The sequence below is a fragment of the Spirillospora sp. NPDC052269 genome, from assembly GCF_040679435.1.
Taxonomy (GTDB): domain Bacteria; phylum Actinomycetota; class Actinomycetes; order Streptosporangiales; family Streptosporangiaceae; genus Spirillospora.
This window is the reverse complement of record NZ_JBFAUU010000007.1, coordinates 175,757-200,734: the sequence shown is the minus strand read 5'-3', so window position 1 is coordinate 200,734 and position 24,978 is coordinate 175,757. Positions and strand designations below refer to the sequence as shown.

General features: G+C 73.3%; 21 protein-coding genes. 14 read left to right on the top strand and 7 right to left on the bottom strand.

The features are described from left to right. Positions 1-193 precede the first annotated feature (193 nt). The 5 genes from AB0L06_RS17050 to AB0L06_RS17030 all read left to right on the top strand — a co-directional run bounded on the left by AB0L06_RS17050 (position 194) and on the right by AB0L06_RS17030 (position 6,918). Positions 194-2,992, top strand: coding sequence for a helix-turn-helix transcriptional regulator (locus AB0L06_RS17050; protein WP_500231953.1), 2,799 nt, complete (start codon positions 194-196; stop codon positions 2,990-2,992). Positions 2,993-3,144: 152 nt separating this feature from the next. Continuing rightward, positions 3,145-3,843, top strand: a complete 699-nt coding sequence (locus AB0L06_RS17045; protein ID WP_500231952.1) for an alpha/beta fold hydrolase — start codon at positions 3,145-3,147, stop codon at positions 3,841-3,843. A 324-nt stretch (positions 3,844-4,167) separates the two neighbouring features. Then, positions 4,168-5,331, top strand: a complete 1,164-nt coding sequence (locus AB0L06_RS17040; RefSeq protein WP_500231951.1) for a pentapeptide repeat-containing protein — start codon at positions 4,168-4,170, stop codon at positions 5,329-5,331. 159 nt (positions 5,332-5,490) lie between these two features. Beyond that, the gene (locus AB0L06_RS17035) at positions 5,491-6,015 is read left to right on the top strand and encodes a carboxymuconolactone decarboxylase family protein (protein WP_500231950.1); all 525 of its coding nucleotides are present in this window, start codon (positions 5,491-5,493) and stop codon (positions 6,013-6,015) included. A 57-nt stretch (positions 6,016-6,072) separates the two neighbouring features. Continuing rightward, on the top strand, positions 6,073-6,918 hold the full coding sequence (locus tag AB0L06_RS17030; protein ID WP_500231949.1) for an alpha/beta fold hydrolase: 846 nt from the start codon (positions 6,073-6,075) through the stop codon (positions 6,916-6,918). A 70-nt stretch (positions 6,919-6,988) separates the two neighbouring features. Here AB0L06_RS17030 and AB0L06_RS17025 read toward each other — a convergent pair whose 3' ends face one another. Continuing rightward, positions 6,989-7,561 carry a TetR-like C-terminal domain-containing protein gene (locus tag AB0L06_RS17025; protein WP_500231948.1) on the bottom strand — a complete coding sequence of 191 codons (573 nt, stop codon included), beginning with the start codon at positions 7,559-7,561 and terminating at the stop codon, positions 6,989-6,991. Between the two features lie 71 nt (positions 7,562-7,632). Between AB0L06_RS17025 and AB0L06_RS17020 the strand changes: the two genes are divergently transcribed. From AB0L06_RS17020 to AB0L06_RS17005, 4 genes are all read left to right on the top strand, one after another. Then, the gene (locus AB0L06_RS17020; protein WP_500231947.1) at positions 7,633-8,130 is read left to right on the top strand and encodes an FBP domain-containing protein; all 498 of its coding nucleotides are present in this window, start codon (positions 7,633-7,635) and stop codon (positions 8,128-8,130) included. A gap of 74 nt (positions 8,131-8,204) precedes the next feature. Continuing rightward, positions 8,205-8,810, top strand: a complete 606-nt coding sequence (locus tag AB0L06_RS17015; protein WP_500231946.1) for a hypothetical protein — start codon at positions 8,205-8,207, stop codon at positions 8,808-8,810. Between the two features lie 318 nt (positions 8,811-9,128). Further along, entirely contained in the window at positions 9,129-9,335 is a 207-nt protein-coding gene (locus tag AB0L06_RS17010) for a cold-shock protein (protein WP_500231945.1), read from the top strand. An 88-nt stretch (positions 9,336-9,423) separates the two neighbouring features. Next, positions 9,424-11,172, top strand: coding sequence for a DEAD/DEAH box helicase (locus tag AB0L06_RS17005; protein ID WP_500231944.1), 1,749 nt, complete (start codon positions 9,424-9,426; stop codon positions 11,170-11,172). A gap of 131 nt (positions 11,173-11,303) precedes the next feature. Here the strand turns inward: AB0L06_RS17005 and AB0L06_RS17000 are convergent, their stop codons facing one another. From AB0L06_RS17000 to AB0L06_RS16990, 3 genes are all read right to left on the bottom strand, one after another. Next, positions 11,304-13,373, bottom strand: coding sequence for a HEAT repeat domain-containing protein (locus AB0L06_RS17000; RefSeq protein ID WP_500231943.1), 2,070 nt, complete (start codon positions 13,371-13,373; stop codon positions 11,304-11,306). Between the two features lie 743 nt (positions 13,374-14,116). Then, complete coding sequence (locus AB0L06_RS16995) at positions 14,117-14,605, bottom strand: universal stress protein (RefSeq protein WP_500231942.1); 489 nt, start codon at positions 14,603-14,605, stop codon at positions 14,117-14,119. A 5-nt stretch (positions 14,606-14,610) separates the two neighbouring features. After that, positions 14,611-15,894 carry an SLC13 family permease gene (locus AB0L06_RS16990; RefSeq protein ID WP_500231941.1) on the bottom strand — a complete coding sequence of 428 codons (1,284 nt, stop codon included), beginning with the start codon at positions 15,892-15,894 and terminating at the stop codon, positions 14,611-14,613. A gap of 301 nt (positions 15,895-16,195) precedes the next feature. On the opposite strand from AB0L06_RS16990, the gene AB0L06_RS16985 reads away from it, so the two are divergent. From AB0L06_RS16985 to AB0L06_RS16970, 4 genes are all read left to right on the top strand, one after another. Next, entirely contained in the window at positions 16,196-17,215 is a 1,020-nt protein-coding gene (locus tag AB0L06_RS16985; RefSeq protein WP_500231940.1) for a Rossmann-fold NAD(P)-binding domain-containing protein, read from the top strand. A 29-nt stretch (positions 17,216-17,244) separates the two neighbouring features. Further along, the gene (locus AB0L06_RS16980) at positions 17,245-17,496 is read left to right on the top strand and encodes a hypothetical protein (RefSeq protein ID WP_500231939.1); all 252 of its coding nucleotides are present in this window, start codon (positions 17,245-17,247) and stop codon (positions 17,494-17,496) included. Then, positions 17,493-18,290, top strand: coding sequence for a family 1 encapsulin nanocompartment shell protein (locus AB0L06_RS16975; RefSeq protein WP_500231938.1), 798 nt, complete (start codon positions 17,493-17,495; stop codon positions 18,288-18,290). Before AB0L06_RS16980 ends, AB0L06_RS16975 begins: the two co-directional genes overlap by 4 nt. Before the next feature lie 383 nt (positions 18,291-18,673). Continuing rightward, positions 18,674-18,961, top strand: a complete 288-nt coding sequence (locus tag AB0L06_RS16970) for a hypothetical protein (RefSeq protein WP_500231937.1) — start codon at positions 18,674-18,676, stop codon at positions 18,959-18,961. Between the two features lie 89 nt (positions 18,962-19,050). On the opposite strand, the gene AB0L06_RS16965 is transcribed toward AB0L06_RS16970, so the two are convergent. Together AB0L06_RS16965 and AB0L06_RS16960 are read right to left on the bottom strand one after the other, a co-directional pair. Continuing rightward, positions 19,051-19,728 carry a response regulator transcription factor gene (locus tag AB0L06_RS16965; protein ID WP_500231936.1) on the bottom strand — a complete coding sequence of 226 codons (678 nt, stop codon included), beginning with the start codon at positions 19,726-19,728 and terminating at the stop codon, positions 19,051-19,053. Then, the gene (locus tag AB0L06_RS16960; RefSeq protein ID WP_500231935.1) at positions 19,725-20,933 is read right to left on the bottom strand and encodes a sensor histidine kinase; all 1,209 of its coding nucleotides are present in this window, start codon (positions 20,931-20,933) and stop codon (positions 19,725-19,727) included. Before AB0L06_RS16960 ends, AB0L06_RS16965 begins: the two co-directional genes overlap by 4 nt. Before the next feature lie 333 nt (positions 20,934-21,266). Between AB0L06_RS16960 and AB0L06_RS16955 the strand changes: the two genes are divergently transcribed. After that, positions 21,267-23,849: an ABC transporter permease gene (locus AB0L06_RS16955; protein WP_500231934.1), complete on the top strand. Its 2,583-nt coding sequence runs from the start codon at positions 21,267-21,269 to the stop codon at positions 23,847-23,849. Positions 23,850-23,943: 94 nt separating this feature from the next. Here AB0L06_RS16955 and AB0L06_RS16950 read toward each other — a convergent pair whose 3' ends face one another. After that, a complete protein-coding gene (locus AB0L06_RS16950; RefSeq protein WP_500231933.1) occupies positions 23,944-24,978 on the bottom strand; it encodes a 2-hydroxyacid dehydrogenase in 1,035 nt (344 codons plus the stop codon).

Here is a 24,978-nt window from a genome sequence, read left to right as displayed (position 1 = left end):
TCAGCACGACTCGTGCCCGCCGCGGTCCCGGCGCCCGGCGGCGACCCGGCTGACGCCTTCCACGTCGTGGCGCCGTCCCCGGCCTTCCGAAGCCGGGGACGGCGGCGTGCGGCGCGGGTCATGATTCCTTCGGCGCGGATCGTGATTCCCTTCGGCGCTGGACAGGCATCGGCGGACGGAGGAAGGTCGGGAAATGGACGGGCCCACCCCACGCCGCGACCAGGCGGCCCCAGGGCCGGACGTGCTGGTCGGCCGCGAGGGCGAGGCCACGCGGCTGCGCCGGTTCGTCCGGCGGATCCTGCTGGGAGAGGGCGACGCGCTCCTGCTCGCGGGCGACGCGGGCGTGGGCAAGACGTCCCTGCTGAACCATGCCGCCGCCCTCGCCGGCGACGCCGGGATCCGGCGGCTGCGCGCGACCGGCACGCAGTACGAGGCGGACATCTCGTTCGCCGCCCTCCACCAGCTCCTGCACCCCTGCCTGGACGGCCTGCCCCGGCTGAAACCCGTCCACGCGCGGGCGCTGAACGTGGTCTTCGGGCTGGGCGACGGCCCGCCGCCCGCGCAGATGATGGTCGCCGGCGCCGTCCTGGCGCTGCTGAAGCAGGAGTCCGCGGCGCGGCCCCTGGTGCTCGTCGTGGACGACCTGCCGTGGCTCGACCGTGCCAGCGCGCTCGTCCTCGGCATGGTCGCGCGCCGCCTCACGGGCCTTCCGGTCGGGCTCCTGGCCGCGGGACGCACCGGTGAGGCGGGCTTCTTCGACCGGAGCGACCTGCCCGTCCTGCGTGTGGAGCCGCTGTCCCGGCAGGCGGCGGCGGACCTGCTGGCCTCCCGCTACCCCGTGATGACCCCGCGCGTCCGGCGGCGGCTGCTGGAGACGGCCCTGGGCAACCCGCTCGCCCTCCTCGAACTGCCCGTCTCGCTCGGCGACCTCGCGCACACGGTCGCCGGAACCCTGCCCGTGGCGCTCCCGCTCGGCCACCGGCTGCAGGAGGTCTTCGCCTCGCGCGTCCAGGCGCTGCCGCCGTCCACGCACGACCTGCTCCTGCTCGCCGTCCTGGACGGCACGGACGACCTGCGCCTCGTCCGCGCGCTGGCCGCCGGCCTCCCCGGCGAGGGCCTCGAACCGGCCGAGCACGCCGGACTCGTGCGGGCCGACGAGACCACCGAGCGGCTGGCGTTCCGGCACCCGCTGATCCGCTCGGCGGTCGTGGCGCTGTCCACCAGCGCGCAGCGCCGCCGCGCGCACGCCGCGCTCGCCGCGCGCCTCACCGACCAGCCGGAACGGCACGCCTGGCACCTGGCCGAGGCCACCGACCACCCGGACGAGCGGGTCGCCGCGCTCCTGCAGGACGTCGCGCACGCCAACCTGCGGCGCGGCGACTCCGTGGGCGCGGTCACCCAGCTCCTGCGCGCCGCCGAGCTGAGCCCGTCCGGCAGGGAGCGCAGCGGTCGGCTCTCCGAGGCCGCCTACCTCGGGTCCATCGTCACCGGCGACCTGCGCGACGCGCCCCGCCTGCTCGCGCGCGCCCGGACCGCGCACCCGGGCCCGGACGGCCCGCTGTCGGCGGCCGTCGCGGGCGCCTACCACCTCCTGCACGGCGACGGCGACGTCGACACCGCCCACCGGCTCCTGACCACGGCCATCGCCCACCGGGACGACCCGCGCGACGCCCACGACAAGGTCCTCGTCGAGGCGCTGTACACGCTGCTGATGATCTGCTTCTTCGGCGGCCGCGCCGACCTGTGGCCGCCTCTGCGGGACACCGTCGACGGTCTCCTGCCGCGTCCTCCCGAGCTGCTGGCGATCCTGTCGCGCACGTTCGGCGACCCGGCCCACCTCACCCCGGCGATGCTGGCGCGCGCCGACGCCTCGGTCGCCGACCTCGGGCAGCAGGTCAGCCCCGCCCGCATCATCCGCACCGGGATCGCCGTCGCCTACCTCGACCGGCTGTCCCTCTGCCGGGAGCCGCTCCGGCGCGTCATCCAGCACGGACGCGAGGGCGGCGCGGTCACCTCGGCCATCGAGGCGCTGTTCCTGCTCGCCCAGGACGACTTCCACACCGGCCGCTGGGACGAGGCCCGGGACCACCTCGACGAGGGCCTCCGCCTGTGCGGCACCCACGGCTACGACCTGCTCGCCTGGACGGGCCGCTTCACCGAAGCGCGCCTGGCGGCGGCCCGCGGCGACACCCGGACGGCGTCCGGGATCGCCCGGGCCATGGACGCCTGGGCCGCGCCGCGGCGCGCCGGGATCGTGAGCGACTACGCGTCCCACATCCGCGCCCTGTCCGCACTCGGCCAGGCCGACTTCGAGAGCGCGTTCCACGACGCCGCCGCCGTCAGCCCGCCCGGACCCCTCGCCCCCTATGCCCCGCACGCGCTCTGGGTCTTCCTCGACCTCGTCGAGGCCGCCGTCCACACCGGCCGCCACGAGCAGGCCGCCGCCCATGTCGCCGCCGCCCGGGACCTGCGCCTCGACCGGCTGTCCCCGCGGCTGCACCTGGTCGTCCTCGCGTGCGCCGCCATCACCGGCCCCGCGTCCGGCACCGCCGTGCTCGAAGGCACGATCGAGGACGCCATCGCCGAGCCGGGCGACGACCGGTGGCCCTTCGACCTGGCCCGCATCCGGCTCATGTACGGATCCCACCTGCGCCGCGCCAAGCGCAGCACCGCCGCCCGCCGCCACCTGACCGCCGCCGCGGACCTCTTCCACCGGCTCGGCGCGACGCCCTGGGCGGAGCGCGCGGACCGCGAACTGCGCGCCACCGGCGTCCGGCTCGCCCCGCCCGGCGCAGGCCTGGCGTCCCTCACTCCGCAGCAGCGCCAAATCGCCCAGCTCGCCGCGGCGGGCCTCAGCAACAAGGAGATCGCCGCCCGCCTGTTCCTCTCCCCGCGGACGGTCTCCACCCACCTCTACCAGCTGTTCCCCAAGCTCGGCGTCACCTCCCGGGCCGCCCTGCGCGACGCCCTGTCCGAGCCGTCCGCCGACTGACCTCAGACGCACGACGCCCCCAAGCGGGAGGCAGGACGACCCCAATACGTCATTTGACGGAATCGCCCCCGCGCCGCGCCGACCTACGTTCGGGCCATCTCCACTCCATCAACCGCCCGCCGGCCCGGGGCCGCGGGCCGAGGAGGCGCAGCGTGAACGCAGGTCCGCAGATCAAGAACGTCGTGCTCGTGCACGGCGGATTCGTGGACGGCTCGGGATGGCAGGGGGTCCACGAGCACCTGACCGCCCAGGGCCACCGGGTCGTCGTCGTGCAGAACCCGACCCTCTCGCTGGCCGACGACGTCGCCGTCACCCACCGGGCGCTGGACGGCCTGGACGGTCCCGCCGTCCTGGTCGGCCACTCCTACGGCGGCGCGGTCATCACCGAGGCGGGCGGCCACCCCAACGTCGCCGCCCTCGTCTACATCGCCGCGTTCGCCCCCGACAAGGGCGAGTCGGTCGTCACGCTGACGTCCGACCCCGCGCCGGGCGCGCCGGTGCCACCGATCCTGCCGCCCGCCGACGGGTTCCTGTTCCTGGACCGGGAGAAGTTCCCCGCGTCGTTCGCCGGTGACCTGCCTGAGGCGCAGGCGCGGTTCATGGCCGACGCGCAGGTCCCGTGGAGCGTGGACGCGGCGGGCGGCGCGGTGTCCGAGCCGGCGTGGCGGACCAGGCCGTCCTGGTACCTGGTCGCCGCCGACGACCGGATGATCCCGCCGCCCGTCCAGCACTCGATGGCCGAACGCGCCGGGGCGACCGTCACCGAGGTCCCCGGCAGCCACGCGGTGTACGTCTCCGACCCCGCCGCGGTGGCCGCCTTCATCGTCCGCGCCGCCGCGGGCGAGCGCTGACCGCCTCCGTCGCGCATCGTCCAGCCCGGCCGGGTCTTCCGGCCGGGCCGGACCCGTTCCCCCGCCTGCGGCGACCGTGACCAGGTAGTCACCGCGAGGCCACTCTCTGGCGGCGGCGACTGATCGTCCGCCCTCGCCCGGCGCGGGCGCGAGGGACGCCAGACCGGCGTCCAGGCCGGGCCGCCGGACGCCCCGGACGCGTCCGCAGGGCCCTGACCTGGAGTGCTTGCTTCCCCGGACGGCCCGCACGGTCCCCGCGGTTTGGGCCATGACGCTCTTGATGTCGTAGAACAATCGATTCGGCTGCGGCACGTCTGAGGGGACATGGGACTCATGCGGCTGGTCATGCAGTGGGCGGCGAGGATACGGGTGCTGAGTGCGCCCGGCGTCAGCCTGCTGGCCCTGAGTTACGGCTGGGCGCTCTGGAAGATGCCCGACCTGATGCACCTGGCGGATCCCAAGGACCGCCACAACGCGCGGATGCTGGTGGTGTCGGTCGCCGGGGGCATCTTCGTGGCCCTCACCCTGCTCTACACCGCCCGCGGCTACCAGCTCGCCCACCGGGGCCAGGTCACCGACCGGTTCAGCAACGCGCTCGAGGCGCTCTCCGCCGACCACAGCGACCAGCGGCTGGGCGCGGTCTACGCGCTCCAGCACGTGGCGCGCGACTCCCGCCTGCACCGCACCGAGGTCTTCGACGTGCTGGAGGCGTTCCTCCGCCGCAACGCCTTCGGCGGCGGTTCCCCGGACGTCCAGGCGGCCCTCCGGGCCATCCTGCGTCCCCCCACGTGGGCGCGTCCGCTCAACCTGCCGGACGCGAACCTGTCCGGCGCGAACCTCCACCACGCGAACCTGGCCGACTCCGGCCTGCCCGGCGCCGACCTGTCCAAGGCGACTCTGACCTGGGCGAACATGGCCCGGGTGACGCTGACCGGCGCGACCCTCCCCGGCGCCGACCTGACCGGCGCCGACCTGCACCGCGCGAACCTCACCGGCGCGAACATGACCAGCGCGAGCCTCATCCGCGCGGACCTCACCTGGGCCGACCTCACCGACGTGGACCTGACCTGGGCCGACCTGATCGGCGCCCTCCTGCGCCGGGCGACGCTGACCCGCGTGACCCTCGCCCAGGCCGACCTGAACCGCGCCGAGCTGCCCGGCGCGAACCTGACCGCCGCCACCCTGACCGAGGCGACGCTCATCCGGACGGACCTGACCTGGGCGGACCTGAGCGGCGCGAACCTCTCCCGCGCCAACCTCACCCACGCCGACCTGACCGACGCCGACCTCACCCGCGCCAACCTCTCCAACGCCGACCTCACCGGCGCCGATCTCACCGGCGCGAACCTCTCCCGCGCCAACCTCACCGACACCGACTTCACCGGCGCCGACCTGACCGACGCCGACCTCACCGGCGCCCTGGGCGTCACCTCCAAGCAACTCAGCGAAGCCGGCAAAACCGCCGGCCTCATCGGCTTCCCCGCCTGACCGTCCATCCGGACCTCCCGAGCCCGACAGGCGCACCTGGGCGGCGTGCGTCCCACGGGCAACGCCGAGCACTTCGTTCCTGCGGAACACATACCCCCCGGAGGGTGTTACCTTCGTGCATATACCCCCTATGGGTACAAGCCGGGATCGGAGAAGAAGATGCGCAACCTGCAGCCCCTCACGCCCGAGGACGCGCCGGGCAAGTCCAAGGAACTACTCGGCGACATCGTCGGACGGCACGGCTCGGCCGGCGACATGGTGAGCACGATGGCCCACTCCCCGGCGCTGCTGCAGGGGTACCTCGACCTCTCCCGATCGATGAAGCGGGTCAAGATGCCCCGCGCGCTGAGCGAGAAGATCTCCCTGGCGCTCCAGGAGTGGATCGGCTGCGGGACCTGCATGATCGCCCACATCGAGGCCGGTCAGGCGGCGGGGCTGAGCGACACCGACATCACCCTGGCCCGTCAGGGCACCTCGACCGACGTCCGCGAGGCGGCCCTGATGGGCTTCGCCCTGCGCGTCCTGACCGAGCCGTCCTCCCTCACGCCCGAGGACGTGGCGGCGCTGCGCGAGCACGGCTGGAACGACCGGGTGATCTCCGAGCTCGTCGGCCTGGTCACGCTCAACATGCTCACCGGCTCGTTCAACCTCGTCGCCGGGATCCAGCCCGACACCAGGCCGTAGGCGACATCCCGGGCGTAGGGTGTGGCGCGATCACGCAGGCGACCCGGAGGTCCGAGAATGCGTTCGACGTTCCGCACTCCCGCTGGTGTCACGCTCGGGATCGAGCACTTCGGCGACGCGGCGGCGCCCCTCGTCCTGCTCGCGGGGGGCACCACCATGCTCTCCTGGCCCGACGCGCTCTGCGAGTCGCTCGCCCAGGGCGGGCGTCACGTCGTCCGCTACGACCTGCGCGACAGCGGCGCGTCGACGACCGTCGACCCCGAGGCGCCGGCGTACACGCTGCGCGACCTCGCCGCCGACGCCGCCGCGCTCGCCCGCGGGCTCGACGACCGCCCGGCGCACGTGGCGGGCATCGGCGTCGGCGGGATGGTCGCCCAGGTCGCCGCGCTCGACCACCCGGACGCGTTCTCCGCGCTCACCCTCGCCGGAACGCGGCCCGTCGCGCCCGGTCCGGCCGACGACGACCTCCCCGACCACGACGCGGCGGCCATGGGACGCCTGTTCTCCACCCCGATGCCCGACTGGTCCGACCGTGCCGCCGTGGCGGAGTTCGCCGCCGCTGGCGCGGAGGCCCTCGGCAACGACCCCGCCGCGGCGCGCGCGAACGCCGGGCGCGTCTTCGACCGCACCCCGGGCACGGAGCCCGCGATCCAGATGGCCAACCAGATCGGCATGGTGTTCTCCAAGCTCGACTGCACGCCGCGCTGGCGCGAGCGCCTGCCCGAACTCGCCATGCCCGCGCTCGTGGTCCACGGCCGCCGCGACCCGTTCTTCCCCGTCGGCAACGGCGAGGCGCTCGCACGCGAGATCCCCGGCGCGCGGCTGCTCGTCCTCGAGGACGCCTCGACCGCGATTCCGGACGCCGCCGCCGGCGAGGTCGCCACGGCGATGCTCGCGCTGTAGACGGCCGCCGATCCCTTTCGCAGGCGGACGCCCCGCGACGCGACTCGTCCAGCGCGGCGGGTAGGAAGGGTCAGGCGGGCGGGGACGGCCAGTTCCGGAGGGCGACGTCGAGCGCGTCCAGCGTCCTCGTCCAGGACGTCTCCGAGTCGCCCGAGTGCTCGAAGCCGCCGGACGCCTCCAGGCTGACGAACCCGTGGAACGTGCTGCCCAGCAGGCGGACGGCATGGGTCTGCTCCTCGTCCGGGACGCCGTAGCCACGCAGGATCGCACGGGACATAGCGGCGTGCCGGGGGCCCGCGCTGGAGGCCGCCGTCTCAGGGTCGAGGCGCAGCCGAGCAGCCGCATAGCGGCCCGGATGCTGCTGCGCGTAGGCGCGGTAGGCGTTGCCGAACGCGACCAGGGCGTCCTTGCCCGCGCGTCCGGTCACGGCGTCGGCGACCCGGTCGGCCAGCTCCGCCAGGGCGAGCAACGCCACGCGAACGCGCAGGTCATGGGCGTTGGCGACGTGCGCGTACAGGCTCGCCACGGAGACGTCGAACCTGCGCGCGACCGCCGAGGCGGTCACCTTGTCGAAGCCGACCTCGTCGGCCAGCTCCGCCGCCGCCCGCGCCAGGCGCTCGGGGGTCACCCCAGCCCGTGCCATGAGTCTCCTCCTAGAAACTTAAAGCCTTTAATGATTTGCATGGTACCTCTAGCTTGGCTACCTTCGCGGGCATGAACCCGCTCACCGAACGCGAGATCCGGGCGTCCTTCGTCAACTGCTCCAAGGGCGAGGCCGGACGGCTCCACCTGCCGAAGGACTTCACCGACCTCGCCTGGGACGACCTGGACTTCCTCGGCTGGCGCGACCCCGCCGCCCCCGAGCGCGCCTACCTGGTCGCCGAGCACGGCGGGCGCCTCGTCGGGATCGCCCTGCGCGCCACCGGCGCGGCCTCCCGCGGCTTCACCGCCCGCAGCATGTGCTCGCTGTGCCTGACCACCCGGGCCGGCGGCGGCGTGTCCCTGATGACCGCGCGCCGCACCGGCGAGGACGGCCGCCAGGGCAACACGGTCGGCCAGTACATGTGCACCGACCTGGCCTGCTCCCTCTTCGTCCGCGGACGGAAGGAGTCGGCCACCGCCCGCGACATGGAGGAGACCCTCAGCCTGGACGAGAAGATCGCCCGCACCCGCGCCAACCTGGACTCCCTGCTGACCAAGGTCACCCGATAACCCTCCGGCCGATCGGCCGGAGAACGGCCCGCGATCGGCCCGCGATCGGCCGCGGTCACGGCTAGCGTTTCGCCATGATCACTGAGCAGGCGGCAACTCGACGCCGCGTTCTCCTCAACTTCACCGCGCTCGGCGGCTGGGCGACGGTGCCCTTCATGGTGGCCCTGACACCGATAGGACAGTCTCATCGGCTCTCGTTAACCGATGACGGCACCGGCCCTCCGCCCGGGGGCACCGGGACGGCGTGGTTCACGGCCACGGTGGTGATGACGGCCGTGGTCGGCGGAATGTCGGCGATGGCCGCGCTCGACGCCCTACACGTTCTCCGCGACAGCGGTCCGAGACCGGGATGGGACCAGAACTTCACCTATGTGTCCGGGGTCGCCCTGGGCGCACTGCTGTGGTTCGTCGGCGGGATCGCGAGCGCCTTCTCGGTGATCACCACAAGTGATTGCGGGACGGGCGGCTCAGCGCCATGCCTGGATCATCCCGGCCCCGCCATCCAACCGTTCTTCCTGTTGTGCATGGTGGCGCCGACGCTTCTGCTGGGGATCTCGTTCTGGCTCGGCGTCCGCTCACAGGTGTTCGCGCTCCTCACACCTCCCCTCATCGCGGGGATGTACCTGCTGGGGGTCCACCTCCACCTTCCGCACGTGGGCTTCGGTGACCTGAGCGGGTAGCGGCGGCGGCCCTCCGAAAGTGAGGTCGCTCACCCTCGGAGGGCTCGGCCGCACAACCCGCGACGCGCTGCATGGCCTGCGGCGTAGGGGCTGCGGGGGTCGAAAGCACGTGTCGTCGAGGCGGTCGGACGGCGTCGGCCGGACGTCGGTGGCGCGTGGCGTTGGGATCCGACCCAGAAGGTGTGCTACGGTTAGATCGTTGGTTGCAGTTGTGGTACCCATGAATTCATGTGCGCCTGACGGAAATTCCTCCATCGGGCGCATTAGTTTTTTCCGGCATCTCCGGATGGGGCCTCTGCCTACAGATCGGAGAAGGTCATGGCAACTCAGGGAACCGTGAAGTGGTTCAACGCCGAAAAGGGTTTCGGCTTCATCGAGCAGGACGGCGGCGGCCCCGACGTCTTCGCTCACTACTCCAACATCGCGTCCCAGGGCTACCGTGAGCTCCAGGAGGGCCAGCGGGTCTCCTTCGACGTCACGCAGGGCCAGAAGGGCCCGCAGGCGGAGAACATCGTCCCCGCCTAATCGGCCGGACGCGTATTCCACTCGCCGGGGTCCGCACCGCATGGTGCGGACCCCGGTTTGTGCTGTTTCCAGGAAGGCATACACCCGCATGTCCCGCAGGCCCCAGAAGCCGAACCGGCGCGCCTCGTCCTCCCCTCGGTCCGGGGCGTCGCCTCGGTCCGGGTCGTCTCCGCGGTCCGGGTCGTCGCCGACCGAGTTCAAGCTGCCGGAGAGCACGACACCCGCACTTCCCGCCGTCGAGGAGTTCGCCGCTCTCGACATGCCCGCGGGACTGCTGAGGACCCTCACCGAGCAGGGCCTCACCACTCCCTTCCCCATCCAGGGCGCCACGCTGCCCAACTCGATCGCCGGACGTGACGTGCTGGGACGGGGCCGGACCGGCTCCGGCAAGACCCTGGCGTTCGGGCTCGCGCTCCTGGCCCGCACGGCCGGACTGCGCGCCCAGCCCAAGGCGCCCCTCGCCCTCGTGCTGGTGCCCACCCGCGAGCTCGCCCAGCAGGTGACCGACGCGCTGACCCCCTACGCGGCGGCGGTCGACCTCCGCCTGGCCACCGTGGTCGGCGGACTGTCCCTCAACAAGCAGGCCATGACGCTCCGGCGCGGCGCCGAGGTGCTCGTGGCGACCCCCGGCCGGCTCAACGACCTCGTCGAACGCGGGGACTGCGTGCTCGGCGACGTCCGCATCACGGTGCTGGACGAGGCCGACCAGATGACCGACATGGGCTTCCTGCCGCAGATCACCAGGCTGATCCAGCAGGTGCGGCCCGACGGGCAGCGGATGCTCTTCTCCGCCACCCTGGACCGCAACATCGACCGCCTGGTGCAGCGGTTCCTCTCCGACCCGGTGGTGCACTCCGTGGACCCGTCCGCGGGGGCGGTGACCACCATGGAGCACCACGTCCTCCACGTCCAGGACGAGACCGACAAGAAGGCCGTCACCACGCGCATCGCCGCCCGCGACGGCCGGGTCATCCTGTTCCTCGACACCAAGCGGTCCGCCGACCGGCTCGCCAAGCGGCTGCTGGCCGTCGGCGTCCGCGCGGCGGCGCTGCACGGGGGCCGCTCCCAGCCGCAGCGCAACCGCACCCTGGAGCAGTTCAAGAACGGCCAGGTCACGGCGCTGGTGGCGACGAACGTCGCGGCCCGCGGCCTGCACATCGACGACCTCGACCTCGTCGTGAACGTCGATCCCCCGGGCGACCACAAGGACTACCTGCACCGAGGCGGACGCACCGCCCGCGCGGGCGGCTCCGGCGGCGTGGTCACCCTCGTCCTGCCCGACCAGAAGCGGGACGTCAACAAGCTCATGTCGGACGCGGGCATCCGTCCCCGGACGGCCAGCGTCACCTCGGACGACGCGGAGCTCGCCACCATCACCGGCGCCCGCGAGCCGTCCGGGCTGCCCGTCACCCTCGAGGTTCCGCAGCCGGCGACTCCGTCCCGTCCGGAGCAGAAGTCCGGCAGCGGGCGCAGCCGGCGCTCCGGTCGCGGACGTCGAGGCGGCGGCTCCGGCTCCGCCTCTGGAGCGGTGGCGAGCACGGCAGCCGGGACGAACGGCCGGGGCTCGGCCTCCCGTTCCGGAGCCGGGGCGCCAGCGGCCGGTGGCGCGTCCGCGACCGGCGGGCGCGGTTCCGCCCGCCGGGGAGGATCCACTGGGGCCAAGGCTGCATCCGGCAGCGCGGGCGGCCGCGGTTCCGAGCGTCAGACCGCGTCCGGTGCGTCGTCCGCCAAGGACGCTCGCACGCCCCGCCGCCGAACGGGCTCCGGCGGCGGCACCGGCGCCACCGGCACCCGCAATTCCAACCGCCAGGGTACCCACCGCACCTCGAACAGCTGATTCTCGCGCCTCCGGCCTCGACCACATGGTCGAGGCCGGAGGCGTTTCGTTCGATATTCAGGCAGCGGATCGTCCTCCCGGCCGGCCGACGCGGCTGGCCTTCGCTCCGCGAGACGCCGGGCCGGAATCGCTCAGTTCTCTGGTGACGCGGCCAAAGCGGTCAGGGCGAGTTCCTGTATCTCGTCGTCCATGGCCATGCCTCGCCAGCCACCGCTGTCGGTGATCCGCTCGTCGCGGTCGAGGCAGGCGTGCAGCAGGGGTGCGAGCGGACGGGCCGCGGGTCCCATGTCCGCGAGGTTTCGCAACGCGGCCAGCTCGATCTGGCTGTAGGACGCGCCTGACCTCACGTCCAGGATCTCTTGGAACACCTGGAGGGCCAGGTCGGCGTTCCCGGTCGTCCTCCAGTGCGCCCAGGCGACGGGGACGGCCTCGTGGCTCCTCCATTGCCGCTCGTTCGCGCGCAACCACTGCTCGGGCCAGGTCATCCGGCTCGTCCCAGGTCCCGGTCCCAGCGGGGCAAGACAGCGGGCCAGCGCGCTCGCGAGCGTCGCCGCGTCGCCGCTCGCCGCGGCCGCCTCCTTGGACTTCGGACGGCCGTCCTCAAGCCCCGCTCCGGCGTTCTGGCGCAGTGGAGCCGTCAGGGTGAGCACCTCGTCCACCGTGCGCAGTAGTGTCGCCTCCTCGCGGACGACGGCGAAGCGGGCGCGGGCGGCGGTGAGCGCGATGATCCAGGGGTCCGCAAGGCCGGATGTGCGAGGTCGGGCGGGCTCGGCCGGTATTGCGGGGACGTCGCGTCCGGACATCTGCGCTGACGACTCGTCCAGGGCTGTGCGTTCCACTCGTTCCAGGTGCGGGGCGCAGCTCGAGGCTGCGGGGCCTGCGGCCTCGATCACGGTGCAGGCCAACTGCGGATGCGTGGAATCGAGCAGCGCTTTCAGCTCGGGCACTGCCACGGCCGCTGCGGGCCCGCATGCCGCGAGGGCCTCGCAGAGTAGGTGGAATCGGGGCAGGCCGTCCGTACGCAGGACGATCGGGGTGGCGTCCTCGGCGTTTGGCTGCGCCGCCAGGCACCGGGCGAGCGCGGACCGCAGCGCGGGGGCCAGCAGCGAGCCGTGCCGTGCGGCGGCCGCGACCAGGGCCTCACGCAGCGGAGGTTGCGAGAACCAGTACGAACGGCCGCTGTAGAAGCCGGACTCGCCGAATCCCCTGTCCTCCTCGCGGTCCAAGGCGTGGACGAGTGCGGGGACGGCGCGCGCGTCCCCGTGTCTGGCCAGTGCCCAGGCGGCCTGGGCGGCGGTCGGACGGTCCGGGTCATCGAGCGCATGGGCCAGCCGGTCATCGAACACTTCGCCGGTGGTGCCCACTGCCGCGAGCAGATCGGCGGACATCCTGCGGTTCTCCGGTTCGGAATCCGTCAGGGTGGCCCCGACCAGCGGGAGCAGCGCCGGGACGGCCGAACGCCGTCGCACCATCGCGTCACCGGCCGCCTGCAGTGCGCCCGTGCGGACCTGCGCCCGCTCATGGCCGATCAGAGCACGGATGACGTTCAGTTGTGCGGACGCGTCGTCCCCGCACATGGCGCACAACGCCCTGGCCAGGCGAGAACCGTCCTCGGCCCACGCCGAGTAGGCCTCGTGAGGGGTGGTCGGCGCGAGCGCCGCGTCGAGCAGGTCCCGCCAGTCGGCGGCGTCCGGGTCGAGACGCTTGTTCGCAGCCAGGCAGGCGAGCCTGAGCGCTTGGGGGTCCCGGTCCGGTGCCTCCGCGAGACCGCGGACGGTCGCCGCGAGCACGCCCGCCGAAGGCGCGTTCGATTTCCGCGCCTTGGCCGCTGCTCCCGCGCCGTGCAGTCTGAGCGACACGCGCAGGGCGAGGTCCGGCTCCACGGCGTCGCGGCCGGCCAGTGCCCTCGCGGCGTCCTCCGCGCGCGGAGACCAGAGGGCGTACTCCCACAGCAGGGCCGCCGCCACGCCCCGAACCGCGCGGTCGGGGTCGTCCAGGAGGGCGACCAGAGTGTCGTGCCCGGCGACCAGCGCCGCCTGGCAGGACAGCGCCTGCTCGTCCGAGCGCCAGGGCTCGCGCATCTGGTTCTGCAGGGCCACGAACTGGCCGATCAACTCGACGATCTCCGCCCTCATCGCCAGGCCGGACGTCGCCGCGAGCTCGATGAGGAACGGCACGGCCGCCGCGCCCGCCGAATACACGGCGCCGCCCTGGTGGTAGATCGAGGCGTCCAGGTCGTCGAGCAGTTCCTCGCGTTCGGGATCAGTGCCTGGACACGCCAGCGCACGAAGCGCCGCCGGGACATCGTCAGCCGCCCCGTACGCGTGCCGGAGGTCCGCCCATGGGACGTCGTCGAGGCCGTCGAGCGGTGTCAGAGCCCCGTCCGGCGCCGGTGTCGACGTGGATTCGGCGCGCGGGCCCGCGCCGTCGGAAGGATCGAATCGACTGGCTATCGCTGACGCTTCCCCAAGGAGTCGAGACCGTCGGGCCCCGCGACTTCGCAGGACGAACCCGCCTGAACGCCGAGGCTACCGGCTTACTCAGGACCCCACGTCAGGCGGGTGCGCCAGCGCGCGGACGGAAGCGCGCATCGCGAAGCGGCGGACGATCCGGGCGAGGTAGGCGACCTTCACCCGTCCAGATCGACGGCGTTGGCGGAGCGCCCGGAATCTGCCGGAGGGCGCGGTATCGGTAGGTGACCGGCGCCCAGGTCACCGCCAGGGTCTGGGGGGCGTCCCACCTCAGGTCGGTGCACAGCACCGCGGGACCGTCGAACAGCTCCGGAGTGGCCGCGACCATCGACTCCCATGCGTGATCCATGGCTGACTGATCGGTAGCGCTCAGGGTCGGCGTCGGACCTTCACGGAACCGGATCCGACGCACGTCCAACACCTCGACAGGTGATTCGCCGGGCGACCTGATGACGGCTCTCGCGGACATCGGACTAGCGATGGTTCGGTGGCGGCGGGATGGTGGACGTGCTGGGCGCGGTCTCCGGCCAGACCAGCAGGACGGGGCAGGGGGCGTGGTCGACGATGAATCGGCTGGCGGGGCCGAGGCTGCGGGGGCCGAGGTGGGTGATGTCGCCGTCGCGGGCGAGGATGAGCAGGTCGGCGCCCTCGGCGGCGGCCACGACCTCCCGTTCGACACGGCCCGAGCGTTCGGTCCGGGTGCACGGGCGTCCCAGCCGCTCGGCCGCGGCGTCCAGGAGCCGTTCGCCCGCCGCGGCGGCCAGGTCCTCGACCCGCGTGCCGGGGTCGCGGTCGGGGCGGGCGCGGCCCAGCAGTCCCGCGTAGGCGCCGTGCGCGGCGTCCGACACCTCGTGCCCGGAGACGTGCAGCAGCACCACGTCGGCGTCCCTGGACGCGTGGGTGCGCGCGGCATCGACGCAGGCGGGCCAGGTTCCCTCCACGATCCAGACGATGATGGTCACCGTGTTCAGCCTCCGATCGCTTGGAGCGACACCCACAATGCCACCACCGAGAGCAGCAGTGCGGTGGGCACGGCGAGCAGGCCGAGCCGGGTGAACTCGCCCAGGTCCACGTCGGTGTCGTGCTCGCGCACGACGCGCCGCCACAGCAGGGTGGCCAGGGAACCGGCGTAGGTGAGGTTCGGGCCGATGTTCACGCCGAGGAGGACGGCCAGGACGGCTCCCGGTCCGATGGGGGCCGTCAGCGGCAGCAGCACCAGCACGGCGGGCAGGTTGTTGATGACGTTCGCCAATACGGCCGCCAGCACCGCGATGGCGAGGAGGGCCCCCAGGCCGGTGCCAGTGGGAACCAGGTGGCCGAGCGCGTCCGCGAGGCCGTTGTCGACCACCGCCCGGACCACGATGCCCAGCGCCAGCACGAACGCGCAGAACGGCAGAGCCGCCGCCCGGACGATCGCCGTGGGGGTGGTGCGTCGCTGAGCCAGGGCACGTGCCGCGAGGACGGCCGCGCCCGCTGCCGCCGCCCAAGCCGGATTGACGCCGAGCGCCGAGGTCAGCACGAGACCCGCCAGGGTGCCCGCCACCGTGAGCAGGGCGAACAGCGGCAGCTCACGAGGCTCGGAGGCGAGCGGGGCACCGGCGCCCGCGTCCAGGTCGGTGGCGAAGAACCGGCGGATCACCACGTACTCGGCCCCGATCGCGACCAGCCAGGGCAGCGCCATCAACATGGCGAAACGGGTGAAGGTCAGGCCGCTGGCGGCGAACGCCAGCAGGTTGGTCAGGTTGGACACCGGCAGCAGCAAGGACGCGGTGTTCGACAGGTGGGTGCAGGCGTAGACGTGCGGCTTGGCGCGAGCGCCCAGCCGGGCGGCGGTCGCGAACACCACCGGCGTCAGCAGCACCACCGTGGCGTCCAGGCTGAGCACCGCGGTGATCGACGAAGCCGTCACGAAGACGAGGACCAGCAGGCGCCGGGGGCTGCCGGCCGCCCGGCGGGCCATCCAGGCGCCGCAGGCGTGGAACAGTCCCTCGTCGTCGCACAGCTGGGCCAGGACCAGGACGGCCGCGAGGAAGCCGATCACCGGGCCCAGCCGGGCGGCCTCGGCCACCGCGTGGTCGAGCGGGATCGCTCCGGCGGCGACGACCACCCCGGCGGCGGGAACGGCCACGACCGCCTCGGTCAGACCCCACGGCCGGATCACCGCGCAGCCCAGCACCACCAGGAGCAGCACGACGGACAGCGCTTCTGCGAGTGCGGCGTTCAGCGGCGGACCCTTTCCCGACGGACCCATGACGCGAGGATTCTTCACCCACCCTCGTGCCTCAGCCCCACCCAGGACCGTAAGCCTCGCCCACCCCGCCAGAACCCACCGTCACCAAACCACCGCCAATACCGTCCCACCACCCCCGAAACCCGCCCCAACCCTCCTCACGAGTTGAAAGCCCCACCCCGACAGCCCAGCACAGCGCTCACCGGGCCGGAGACACGGGGGTGGGCCAGGGGGTTTTGCGGGCGCGGGGTGGGGGTGTGGGGGGTGAGGGTGGGGACATGATCCTTTGTTTCGGTGGTCTCGCCGTTGGTGGGGGAACCTCGTGACCGCGCTCGTCGAGGAGCTCGTCGGGGCTCGGGGGTTGCTCAGCGACCTTGATCTCGGGGGCGGGCGGGCGCGGGAGTTGTTGGCGCTGGCGGCTCGGTCGAAGGGCGCGGGGGACGCTGCGGGCCGGCCGTTGGAGGGGCGGAGCATCGCGCTGGTCTTCGAGCGGCTCTCGACCCGGTCCCGCTGTGCGCTCGAGGCGGCCGCGGGAGAGCTGGGGGCCCGAACCACCTTTCTGGACGCGTCGACCCTGCATCTGGGAAGTCAGGAATCGCCTGGCGACACCGCGCGGGCGCTGAGCGAGATCTTCGACGGGATCGTCTACGCGGGTGCCCATGCCACGCTGGTCCAGATGGCCGGGGCCGCTTCCGTGCCGGTGTGGAACGCAGGGACGGAGCGCTGGCGTCCGGTGCAGGCTCTGGCCGATGTGCTGACGATGCGGGAGTACGGCGGGGACGAGCCGAGCGAGATCGCGTTCTGCTTCACCGGGGACGCTCGCGCTCCCATCGCCGCGTCGCTGCTGGTCACCGGGGCGAGCCTGGGGATGGACGTGCGGATCGCCTCGCCTGCCCACATGCGGCCGTCGAGTGACGTCCTTCGCGGGGTCCGGGATCTCGCGCGTCGCAGCGGTGCGCGCGTCCTCGTCACCGAGGGGGCGCGGGACGCCGTCGCGGGGGCCGGGTTCGTGCACACCGCCGCCTGGCTCCGGGCGGACGAGACCCGCAGCAGTTGGATCACCCGTGTCCCCAATCTCGTCCCCTACCGCGTCACCGACCAGCTCATGGAGGCCACGGGACGGCCCGACGCGCGGTTCATGCACGACCTGCCGGCCGTCCACGACGCCGGTTCGGCGCTCGGCCGGCGGGTTCACCAGCAGTTCGGGCTCAATGGGGCCGAGGTCACCGAGGCGGTGTTCAGGTCGCCGAGGTCCGTCGTCTCCCGCCAGGTCGCCAACTGCGGGCCGGTGTTCAAGGCGGTTCTGCTGAGCACGTTCGAGCGGGATGTGTCCGGCACGTGAGCGTCTCCACGCCCCCTGGAAGGGCCCCGATGAGTGACCGAACGTTCGTGAGGAAGGGCTCGCGGTGTTCCGTTCTGGAGGACGCCGCCGTCACCGCGCTGGCGCTCCGGCTGACGCGTGCCGCTGAGCTGGCGGGGGAGCGTCCGGAGGATCTGGTGGCCGGCCTGTCGGACGCCGACCTGGGCGTCCTGTACCGCGGCTGCGTCAGGCGGATCCGCAGAGAACACGACGAGCAAGCCGTCCCCCGGGACGAGAGCCTGATCAGGAGCCGCATCCGATGAACAATCTGCACCGCGAACTCGCGCCCGTCTCCGACGCCGCTTGGGCCGATCTGGAAGGGGAGGCACGGCGGACCTTCATGCGTCATGTGGCGGGGCGCCGGGTCGTGGACGTCCCGCAACCGGGCGGGGTCGAGCTGTCCTCCGTCGCGACCGGCGGGCTCGAGCCGGTCCCCGCTCCGGCGGACGGGATCGTGGCGCACGCGCGCCGGTCCCAGCCGCTCGTCGAGCTGCGGCTGCCCTTCACCGTAGACCGGCGGCAGCTGGACGCCGTCGAGCGCGGCGCCCGCGACGCGGACTGGGGACCGGTGAAGGACGCGGCGCGGCGGATGGCGTTCGCCGAGGACCGTGCGGTCTTCCACGGGTACGCGGCGGCGGGCATCACCGGCCTTCAGGACGGCTCGTCGCATACCGGGCCGTCCCTGCCGGACGACGTGCGCGGCTATCCGGACGCCGTCAGCCAGGCGGTGACGGCCCTGCGGCTGGCGGGCGTCGGCGGGCCGTACGCGCTGGTGCTGAGCGCGGACGTCTTCACCGCCGTGAACGAGACGTCCGACCACGGCTACCCGGTCCACGAGCACATCGCCCGCGTCCTGAACGGCGACATCGTCTGGGCGCCCGCGATCGAGGGCGCGTTCCTCCTGTCCACGCGCGGCGGCGATTTCGAGCTGCGAATCGGCCAGGACCTGTCCATCGGCTATCTGTCCCACGACGCGGACACCGTCCAGCTGTACCTCCAGGAGACCATGACCTTCCTGACCCACACCAGCGAAGCCGTGGTGCCGCTCACGCGCTAGCCCCGAGGCTGGAAGGGAACCCGACGGAACGCGTTCTCTGAATCACGGCCCGGCGTTCGATCCCGCCCGGGCCACAGGGCACCGTCTGAACGGGGTGCGGGACGGCGACGAATTCACCTTCGGACGCGCCGGGCACCATGTGCGGGTGGTCGAGTGCGACCACAAGGTGCCCTGCGTGGGATACGCCTTCTCCAAACCGAGCAAGCGCTGTCGCCGGAATTCGAAGAGTTGCGGCGCCGCCTGGCGAGCGAAGGGCGGAGCCGCGAGTTCGGCCCTCTCATCGCACGCGCACGCAAGGACGGCGCAGAGGTCGAGCAGGAAGTCCAGCGGCCGCTGTTCGCCTTTCTCAGCGACACCCATGTCAGCGTGTTCGAGCGGAACCCGTGGCTGTTCGACTACCCGGTATCACCGAGTGCACCTATCTCGACGAGGACCAGCGGGAACGCGCGGACCGCGTCGGCCACACCCTCTGGAGCCAACTGCGTCCCGTGGTCGAGGCCCACCCGCGGACCCTGTTCGTCCTGACGCACTTCAGCCTGCGCCACTCGGACGCCGACGTCCTCGCGTTCTTCCAGCGTCAGTCAGCGGAAGAGGGCACCGAGGCGCTCCGCAACGTCCTCCCGTGGGCCCACCCGGCGAGTCACCTCCCCGAGCAGCACCAGCGCCGCTGACCCGGCGTGCCGCACCGAGCGTTCTGCCGGTGGCGGTCACGGGTGCCGTCCCGGGGCCCTCGGATCGGCGGGCATCCGGCGGGGGCTGGTCAGGGGGCGCCCAGGGTCATGAGGCCGGATTCGTAGGCGGCTATGACGAGTTGGGCGCGGTCGCGGGCGGCGAGTTTGGCGAGGAGGCGGCTGACGTGGGACTTGGCGGTGGCGACGGACATGTGGAGTTCGGTGGCGATCTCGGTGTTGGACAGGCCGCGCGCGATCTCCACCAGGACCTCGCGCTCGCGGTCGGTGACGTCGGCGAGGCGGCCCGCGGCCTCGGCCGCGACGGCGGGGCGGCGGGCGAACTCGGCGACCAGGCGCCGGGTCACGCGGGGGGACAGCAGCGCGTCGCCGCCGGCGACGACGCGGATGGCGGCCAGCAGGTCGTTCGGCGGGGTGTCCTTGAGGAGGAATCCGCTGGCCCCGGCGCTCAGTGCGGCGAAGACGTAGCGATCGAGGTCGAAGGTGGTGAGGACCAGCACCCGGACGGGGACGGGGTCGGGGCCCGTGAGCAGCCGCCGGGTCGCCTCGATGCCGTCCGTCCCGGGCATCTGGATGTCCATCAGGGCGACGTCGGGACGCTCGCGGCGGATCAGGTCGACGGCCTCGTCGCCGGTTCCGGCCTCGCCGACGACGGTCAGGCCGTCCGTGATGTCGATGAGCACCCGGAAGCCCGCCCGCACCAGCGTCTGGTCGTCGCAGACCGCGACCCGCAGCGTCTCGCCGATCATTCCGCGCCGCCGATCGGGAGGCGGGCCCAGACACGGAATCCGCCGAGGGGACGGGGGCCCGCGGAGAACTCGCCGCCGTAGAGGGCGACCCGTTCGCGCATCCCGACCAGGCCGTGCCCACTGGTGACGGTCTCGCCGCCGGGCGGCCCGGTTCCCTCGTCGGTCACCTCGATCTCCATATCCGTCTCTCTTCGGACGATCCGGACGCGCACCCGGTCGGTGTCCGCGTGTTTCACCACGTTGGTCAGCGCCTCCTGCACGATCCTGTATCCCGCCAGTTCACGTGCCGGGGGTAGTTCTCCCGGATCTCCGTCGATCCGGAGCTCGACCCGCAGCCCGGTGGCCTGCTCGGTCTGTTCGGCGAGCCGCTCGAGGTCGGCCAGGCCCGGCGTGGCGAGGAACGGCTCGGCGGTGTCGTCCATGGTCTCCTCGCGCAGGACGCTGAGCAGCCCGCGCATCTCGCGGAGCGCGGACCGGCTGGTCGTCTCGATGGCGGCGAGGGCCTTGGCCGCCTCGTCCGGGCGCGCGCCCGCGACGTGGTGCCCGACGCCCGCCTGGACGGCGATGACGCTCATGCTGTGCGCCACCACGTCGTGCAGTTCGCGGGCGATCCGCATCCGCTCCCGGGTGACGGTGCGCCGGGCCTCCTCGATCCGGTCCCGCGCGCTGCGCTCGGCCTGGGCCTGGAGGTGACGTTCGTATCTGCGCTGCGTCCGCAGCATGAAACCGGTCGTCCAGAAGCCGAGGAGCGCGGTGCTCTGCCCGAACCACAGGTCCCGCCAGTCGGCTCCGAAGGAGAGGGAGCCCGGCGCGCCGGACGATGCGGCGAGGGCGCAGCCGAGCCCGACCGCCAGCTCCGTCACGACCAGCGCGGTCAGGGCCCTCCCGCGCGGACGGGACGCCGCGACCAGGTAGAGGACCAGCGCCACCGCCATCGTCGGGAACTTGGCGAAGCCGTGGAGCGCCAGCCCCAGGTAGGCCGCCAGGGACGTCCCCAGGGCGGCGAACGGCCAGGGCCGCCGGATCGCCACCGCTCCGGCCGACATCGCGAGCAGCACATAGCAGAGTTCGGCCGACAGGCCGTTGCGGGCCAGTTGCGCGTCGGTCGGACGGCCGGCCGCCAGGAGCACCACGGCGGCCAGCACGTCGACGGCGACGAGCTGCCGCCAGGTCAGGCGCTTCAGCAGCGGTGGACGGGTGTTCACCGCGTGACGATAGCCCGCCGTGGCACGCCGGGGCATCCGCCTGTGGGCGGAGGCTTCCGCTCCGCCTCCGGGCCGATGCCGGACCTGTCCCCGGACGGATCCGCCGCTCCGCGCGGCCCCTCGGGTCGGAGCCGCGAAAGGGCCCGCGGCCCGATTCGCGACGGCCCGCCGGACCGGCACCGTGAAGCGGTCCCGACCAGCACTCACGGAGCGGCCATGCCCCAGCGCGAAGACCCACCCCGAATCCGCCCCGGACGGCGGGACCGGCCCCGTCCCAGACGACGGGACCGGACCCGTCCCCGACTCAGAGCGCGGCTCCCCGGCCGTGCGCCGATGCTCAGGATCGCCCTTCGCGGCCTGGTCGCGCGCAAGGCGCGGCTCGTCCTCTCGTGCTCGGCGGTGGTCCTCTCGGTGGCGTTCGTGACGGGCTCCCTGATGTTCACCCAGGCCGTCGAGGTCTCCTTCGGCGGGCCGCACGGCACCGCACCGGACGTCCTGGTGACCGCGCCTCGCAACGGCCCGGTCCGCAGCGCCGAGGACGTGGCGCAGCAGGCTGCCCGGGGCGACGGCGGCACCCTTCCCGAGGGCCTGCTCGCCCGGGTCCGCGGGGTTCCCGGTGCCAAGGCGGCCTTCGGCGACGTGACCGTCCAGAGCACGACGCTCACCACCATGTCGGGGCGCGGGATCGACACGGCGTCGGCCCTCCGGCTGAGCGGCCTCGGCAAGGACGCCTCCCCGGTGCTGGCCGGAAACTGGCCGGCGTCCGGCCGGAGTCCCGTGCGCCTGGCCTCCGGCCGCCCACCGAACGGGCCGGACCAGGTCGTCCTCGACGGTGACTCGATGGACCAGGCGCGGCTCGGCATCGGCGACGTCATCCGCGTGGTGGCGCTCCCCGGCACGTTCCAGGCGCGGATCACCGGCATCGCCGCCTTCCGGACGGCCGGCCCGGGCGGCACCCGCGCCTACTTCGACACCGTCACCGCCCAGCGCCGCCTGCTCGGACGGCCCGGGACGCTCACCTCGATCCGGGTGGACGCCGCCCCAGGGGTCACCGCCACCGAGCTGCGCCGACGCGTCGCCGCGGCCCTGGGGGGCGCGGCCACGACGCTGCCCGGAAGCGCGGCCGCCGCCGGAACCAGCGACCTCGCCGGGACGCTGGGCACCTGGACGCTGTCCTTCGCCGCGGTGGCAGTGCTGGTGGGCGGGGTCCTGATCTTCAACACGTTCTCCATGCTCGTCGGCGCGCGGACCGGCGAACTCGCCCTGCTGCGCGCCCTCGGGGCCGACCGCCGCCAGGTCGTCCGGTCGGTCCGCCTCGAAGCGCTGGTACTGGGGGTCCTCGGCTCGACCCTCGGCCTGCTCGCGGGCATCGGCCTGGTGGCCTGCCTCGAACAGGCGATGACGGTGCTGGGGCTGAACCTGCGGCACGCGCCCCTCGGCTTCTCCGCCACCACACCACTGGCCGCCTACGGCGTCGGCGTCGGCGTCGGCGTCACGCTGCTGGCGGCCCGGCAGCCCGCCCGCCGCGCGGGACGCGTTCCGCCGATGGCCGCGCTCCGCGAAAGCGTCGAGCCGCCGGCCGGGGTGTCCCGCGCCCGTACGGTCACGGGTTCGCTCCTGCTGCTCGCGGGCGCGGTCCTGCTCGTCCTCGGGAGTCCCGTCGTGCCCTTGGGCGTGCTGCTCAGCCTCGTCGCGGTCATCGTCCTCGGACCGGTCCTGGTGCTCAGGGCGGTGCCCGTCCTGACCGCCGGATACGTCCGGTTCCTCGGCCCCGTCGGCACGGTCGGGACGCGGAACGCGCTTCGCCATCCGCGCCGGACCGCCGCCACCGCCGGGGCGCTGATGATCGGCATCGCGGTCGCCACGGCGCTGTCGGTGGAGGTCGGCTCCGTCCGCGCCACCGTGGAGGCACGGGCCGACGCCATGCTCGGCGCGGACTTCGTCCTGGGCGGGCAGCGTGGAGAGGTCGGCTTCGGCCATGAGGCCGTCGACGCCGTCCGGCGCGTTCCGGGCGTCGGGCGGACCGTCCGCGAACGCGTCGCCCGCGTCACCCTCACGGCCGGGAGCAGGTCCGCCGGGCTCAGCCTGTACGGAACCGATCCGGCGTTCCCCGACGTCATGCACGAGACGTACACCGGCGGTTCCGCCTCCTACGCCCTGGCGCACGGCCAGGTCATCATGGTGGACGGCGTCGCCCGCGACCTCGGCCTGGCCGTGGGGAGCCGGGTCGTCCTCCAGTCACCCGGCGGCCGGCCGATGTCCCTCACCGTCGGGGCCCTGCAGAAGGAGGAGCCCGCGGGCACCAGCATCGGCCGCAACCGGACCGCGCCGATGGTCGGGATCGACCTGCTGGCGAGGCTCTCCCCCACGACCCCCGACTCCCGGATGTACGTCTCCGCCGCCCACGGTGCCGACACCGCGGAGGTCGGCGCCGCCCTCAGGCGGGCCGTGGCCGGGTTCCCGCAGGTGACCGTCCAGGACCGCACCGCCTACAAGGCGTTCGTCCGCGCCCGGATGGGCGACATGCTCGCCCTGGTGTACGGGCTCCTGGCACTGACCGTCCTCATCGCCGTGCTCGGCGTGGTCAACACCCTGGTCCTCGCGGTCACCGAGCGCACCCGTGAGATCGGCCTGCTGCGGGCCGTCGGCGCGTCCCGGGCCCAGGTGCGCTGGATGATCCGGCTCGAGGCCGTGCTGGTCGCCGTCCTGGGCACGGCCCTCGGCGTCCTGCTCGGCCTCGCCTGGGGCCTCGCCCTCCAGCACGGCGCGGGCCCCGGACAGGACGTCCTCGCTGTGCCCTGGCCCATGCTCGGCGCGACCGTCCTCGCCGCGGTCCTCGTCGGCCTGGCGGCGGCGGCGATGCCGGCCGCGAAGGCCGCCCGCCTCACCGTCCTGGCCGCCCTGGATCGCGACTGACGGACGTCGGCACGGACATGGTCACCATCGAGACGTCGGTCTGAGACGTGAAAAGACCCCCGGCACCGACCGGTGCCGGGGGTCTCCGGGAAGGTCACTTGGCGCCGAGGACCTCGGTGTTGGCGCAGTGCAGGAGGGGCTCGCCGTTGAGGTGCCGGGCCACGTCCTTGGCGAGGATGCGGGCGGCGTTCACGGCGGTCTGCTTGCTGGCGCCGGCCAGGTGCGGGGTGACGGTGAGGTTCTGTGTGGAGAGGAGCCGGGATCCGGCCGGGATCGGCTCCTCGGGGAAGACGTCGCAGGCGGCGGCGTACAGGTGGCCCTTGTCGAGGGAGTCGCAGAGGGCGTCGTAGTCGAGCAGGGCGCCGCGGGCGCAGTTGACGACGACGGCGCCCTCGGGGAGGGCGGCGAGCTCGGCGGCGCCGATCATCCCGGTGGTCTCCGGGGTGACGCGGGCGTGCAGGGACAGGATCTGCGCGCGGGAGAGCAGCTCGTCCAGCGAGACCAGTTCGGCGACGTCGCCGAGGTCGGTCGCGTACGGGTCGTGGACGAGGACGCGGGCGCCCAGCGCGTTGAGCATGCGAGCGACGCGGCTGCCGACGGCGCCGTAGCCGACCAGGCCGACGGTGCTTCCCTCGATCTCCGGGCCGACCTCCTCGTACCGGTAGTAGTCGCCGCGCCACAGGCCCGCGTGCAGGTCCGTGTGGGTCTGCGGGATGCGCCGGACGGCCGCCATGATCATGCCGAGGGTGTGCTCGGCGGTGGCGGCGGCGTTGCGTCCGGGGGCGAAGGCGACCGCGACGCCGTGCTCGGTGGCGGCCTCCAGGTTGGCGTTGACCGGGCCGCCGCGGCTGACGCCGAAGAACGCCAGGTCGGGGCACGCCTCGAGGACGCGCCGGGTCAGCGGCGCCATCTGGGTGACGCAGACCTGGACGCCCTGGAGTGCCTCGATGAGCTCGTCCTCGGTGCCGGACGCCTCGTCCACCTCGGCGACGCGGCCGAACGGCACGACGGGCCAGGGCAGGGTGAGCTCGGAGAACGCCAGGTCGGCGGAGGTCTCGGCGCGGACGGCGTCGACCAGGAGCCGGTTGAGGACGAAGTGGTCGCCTGCGGCGAGGACACGGGTGGTCAT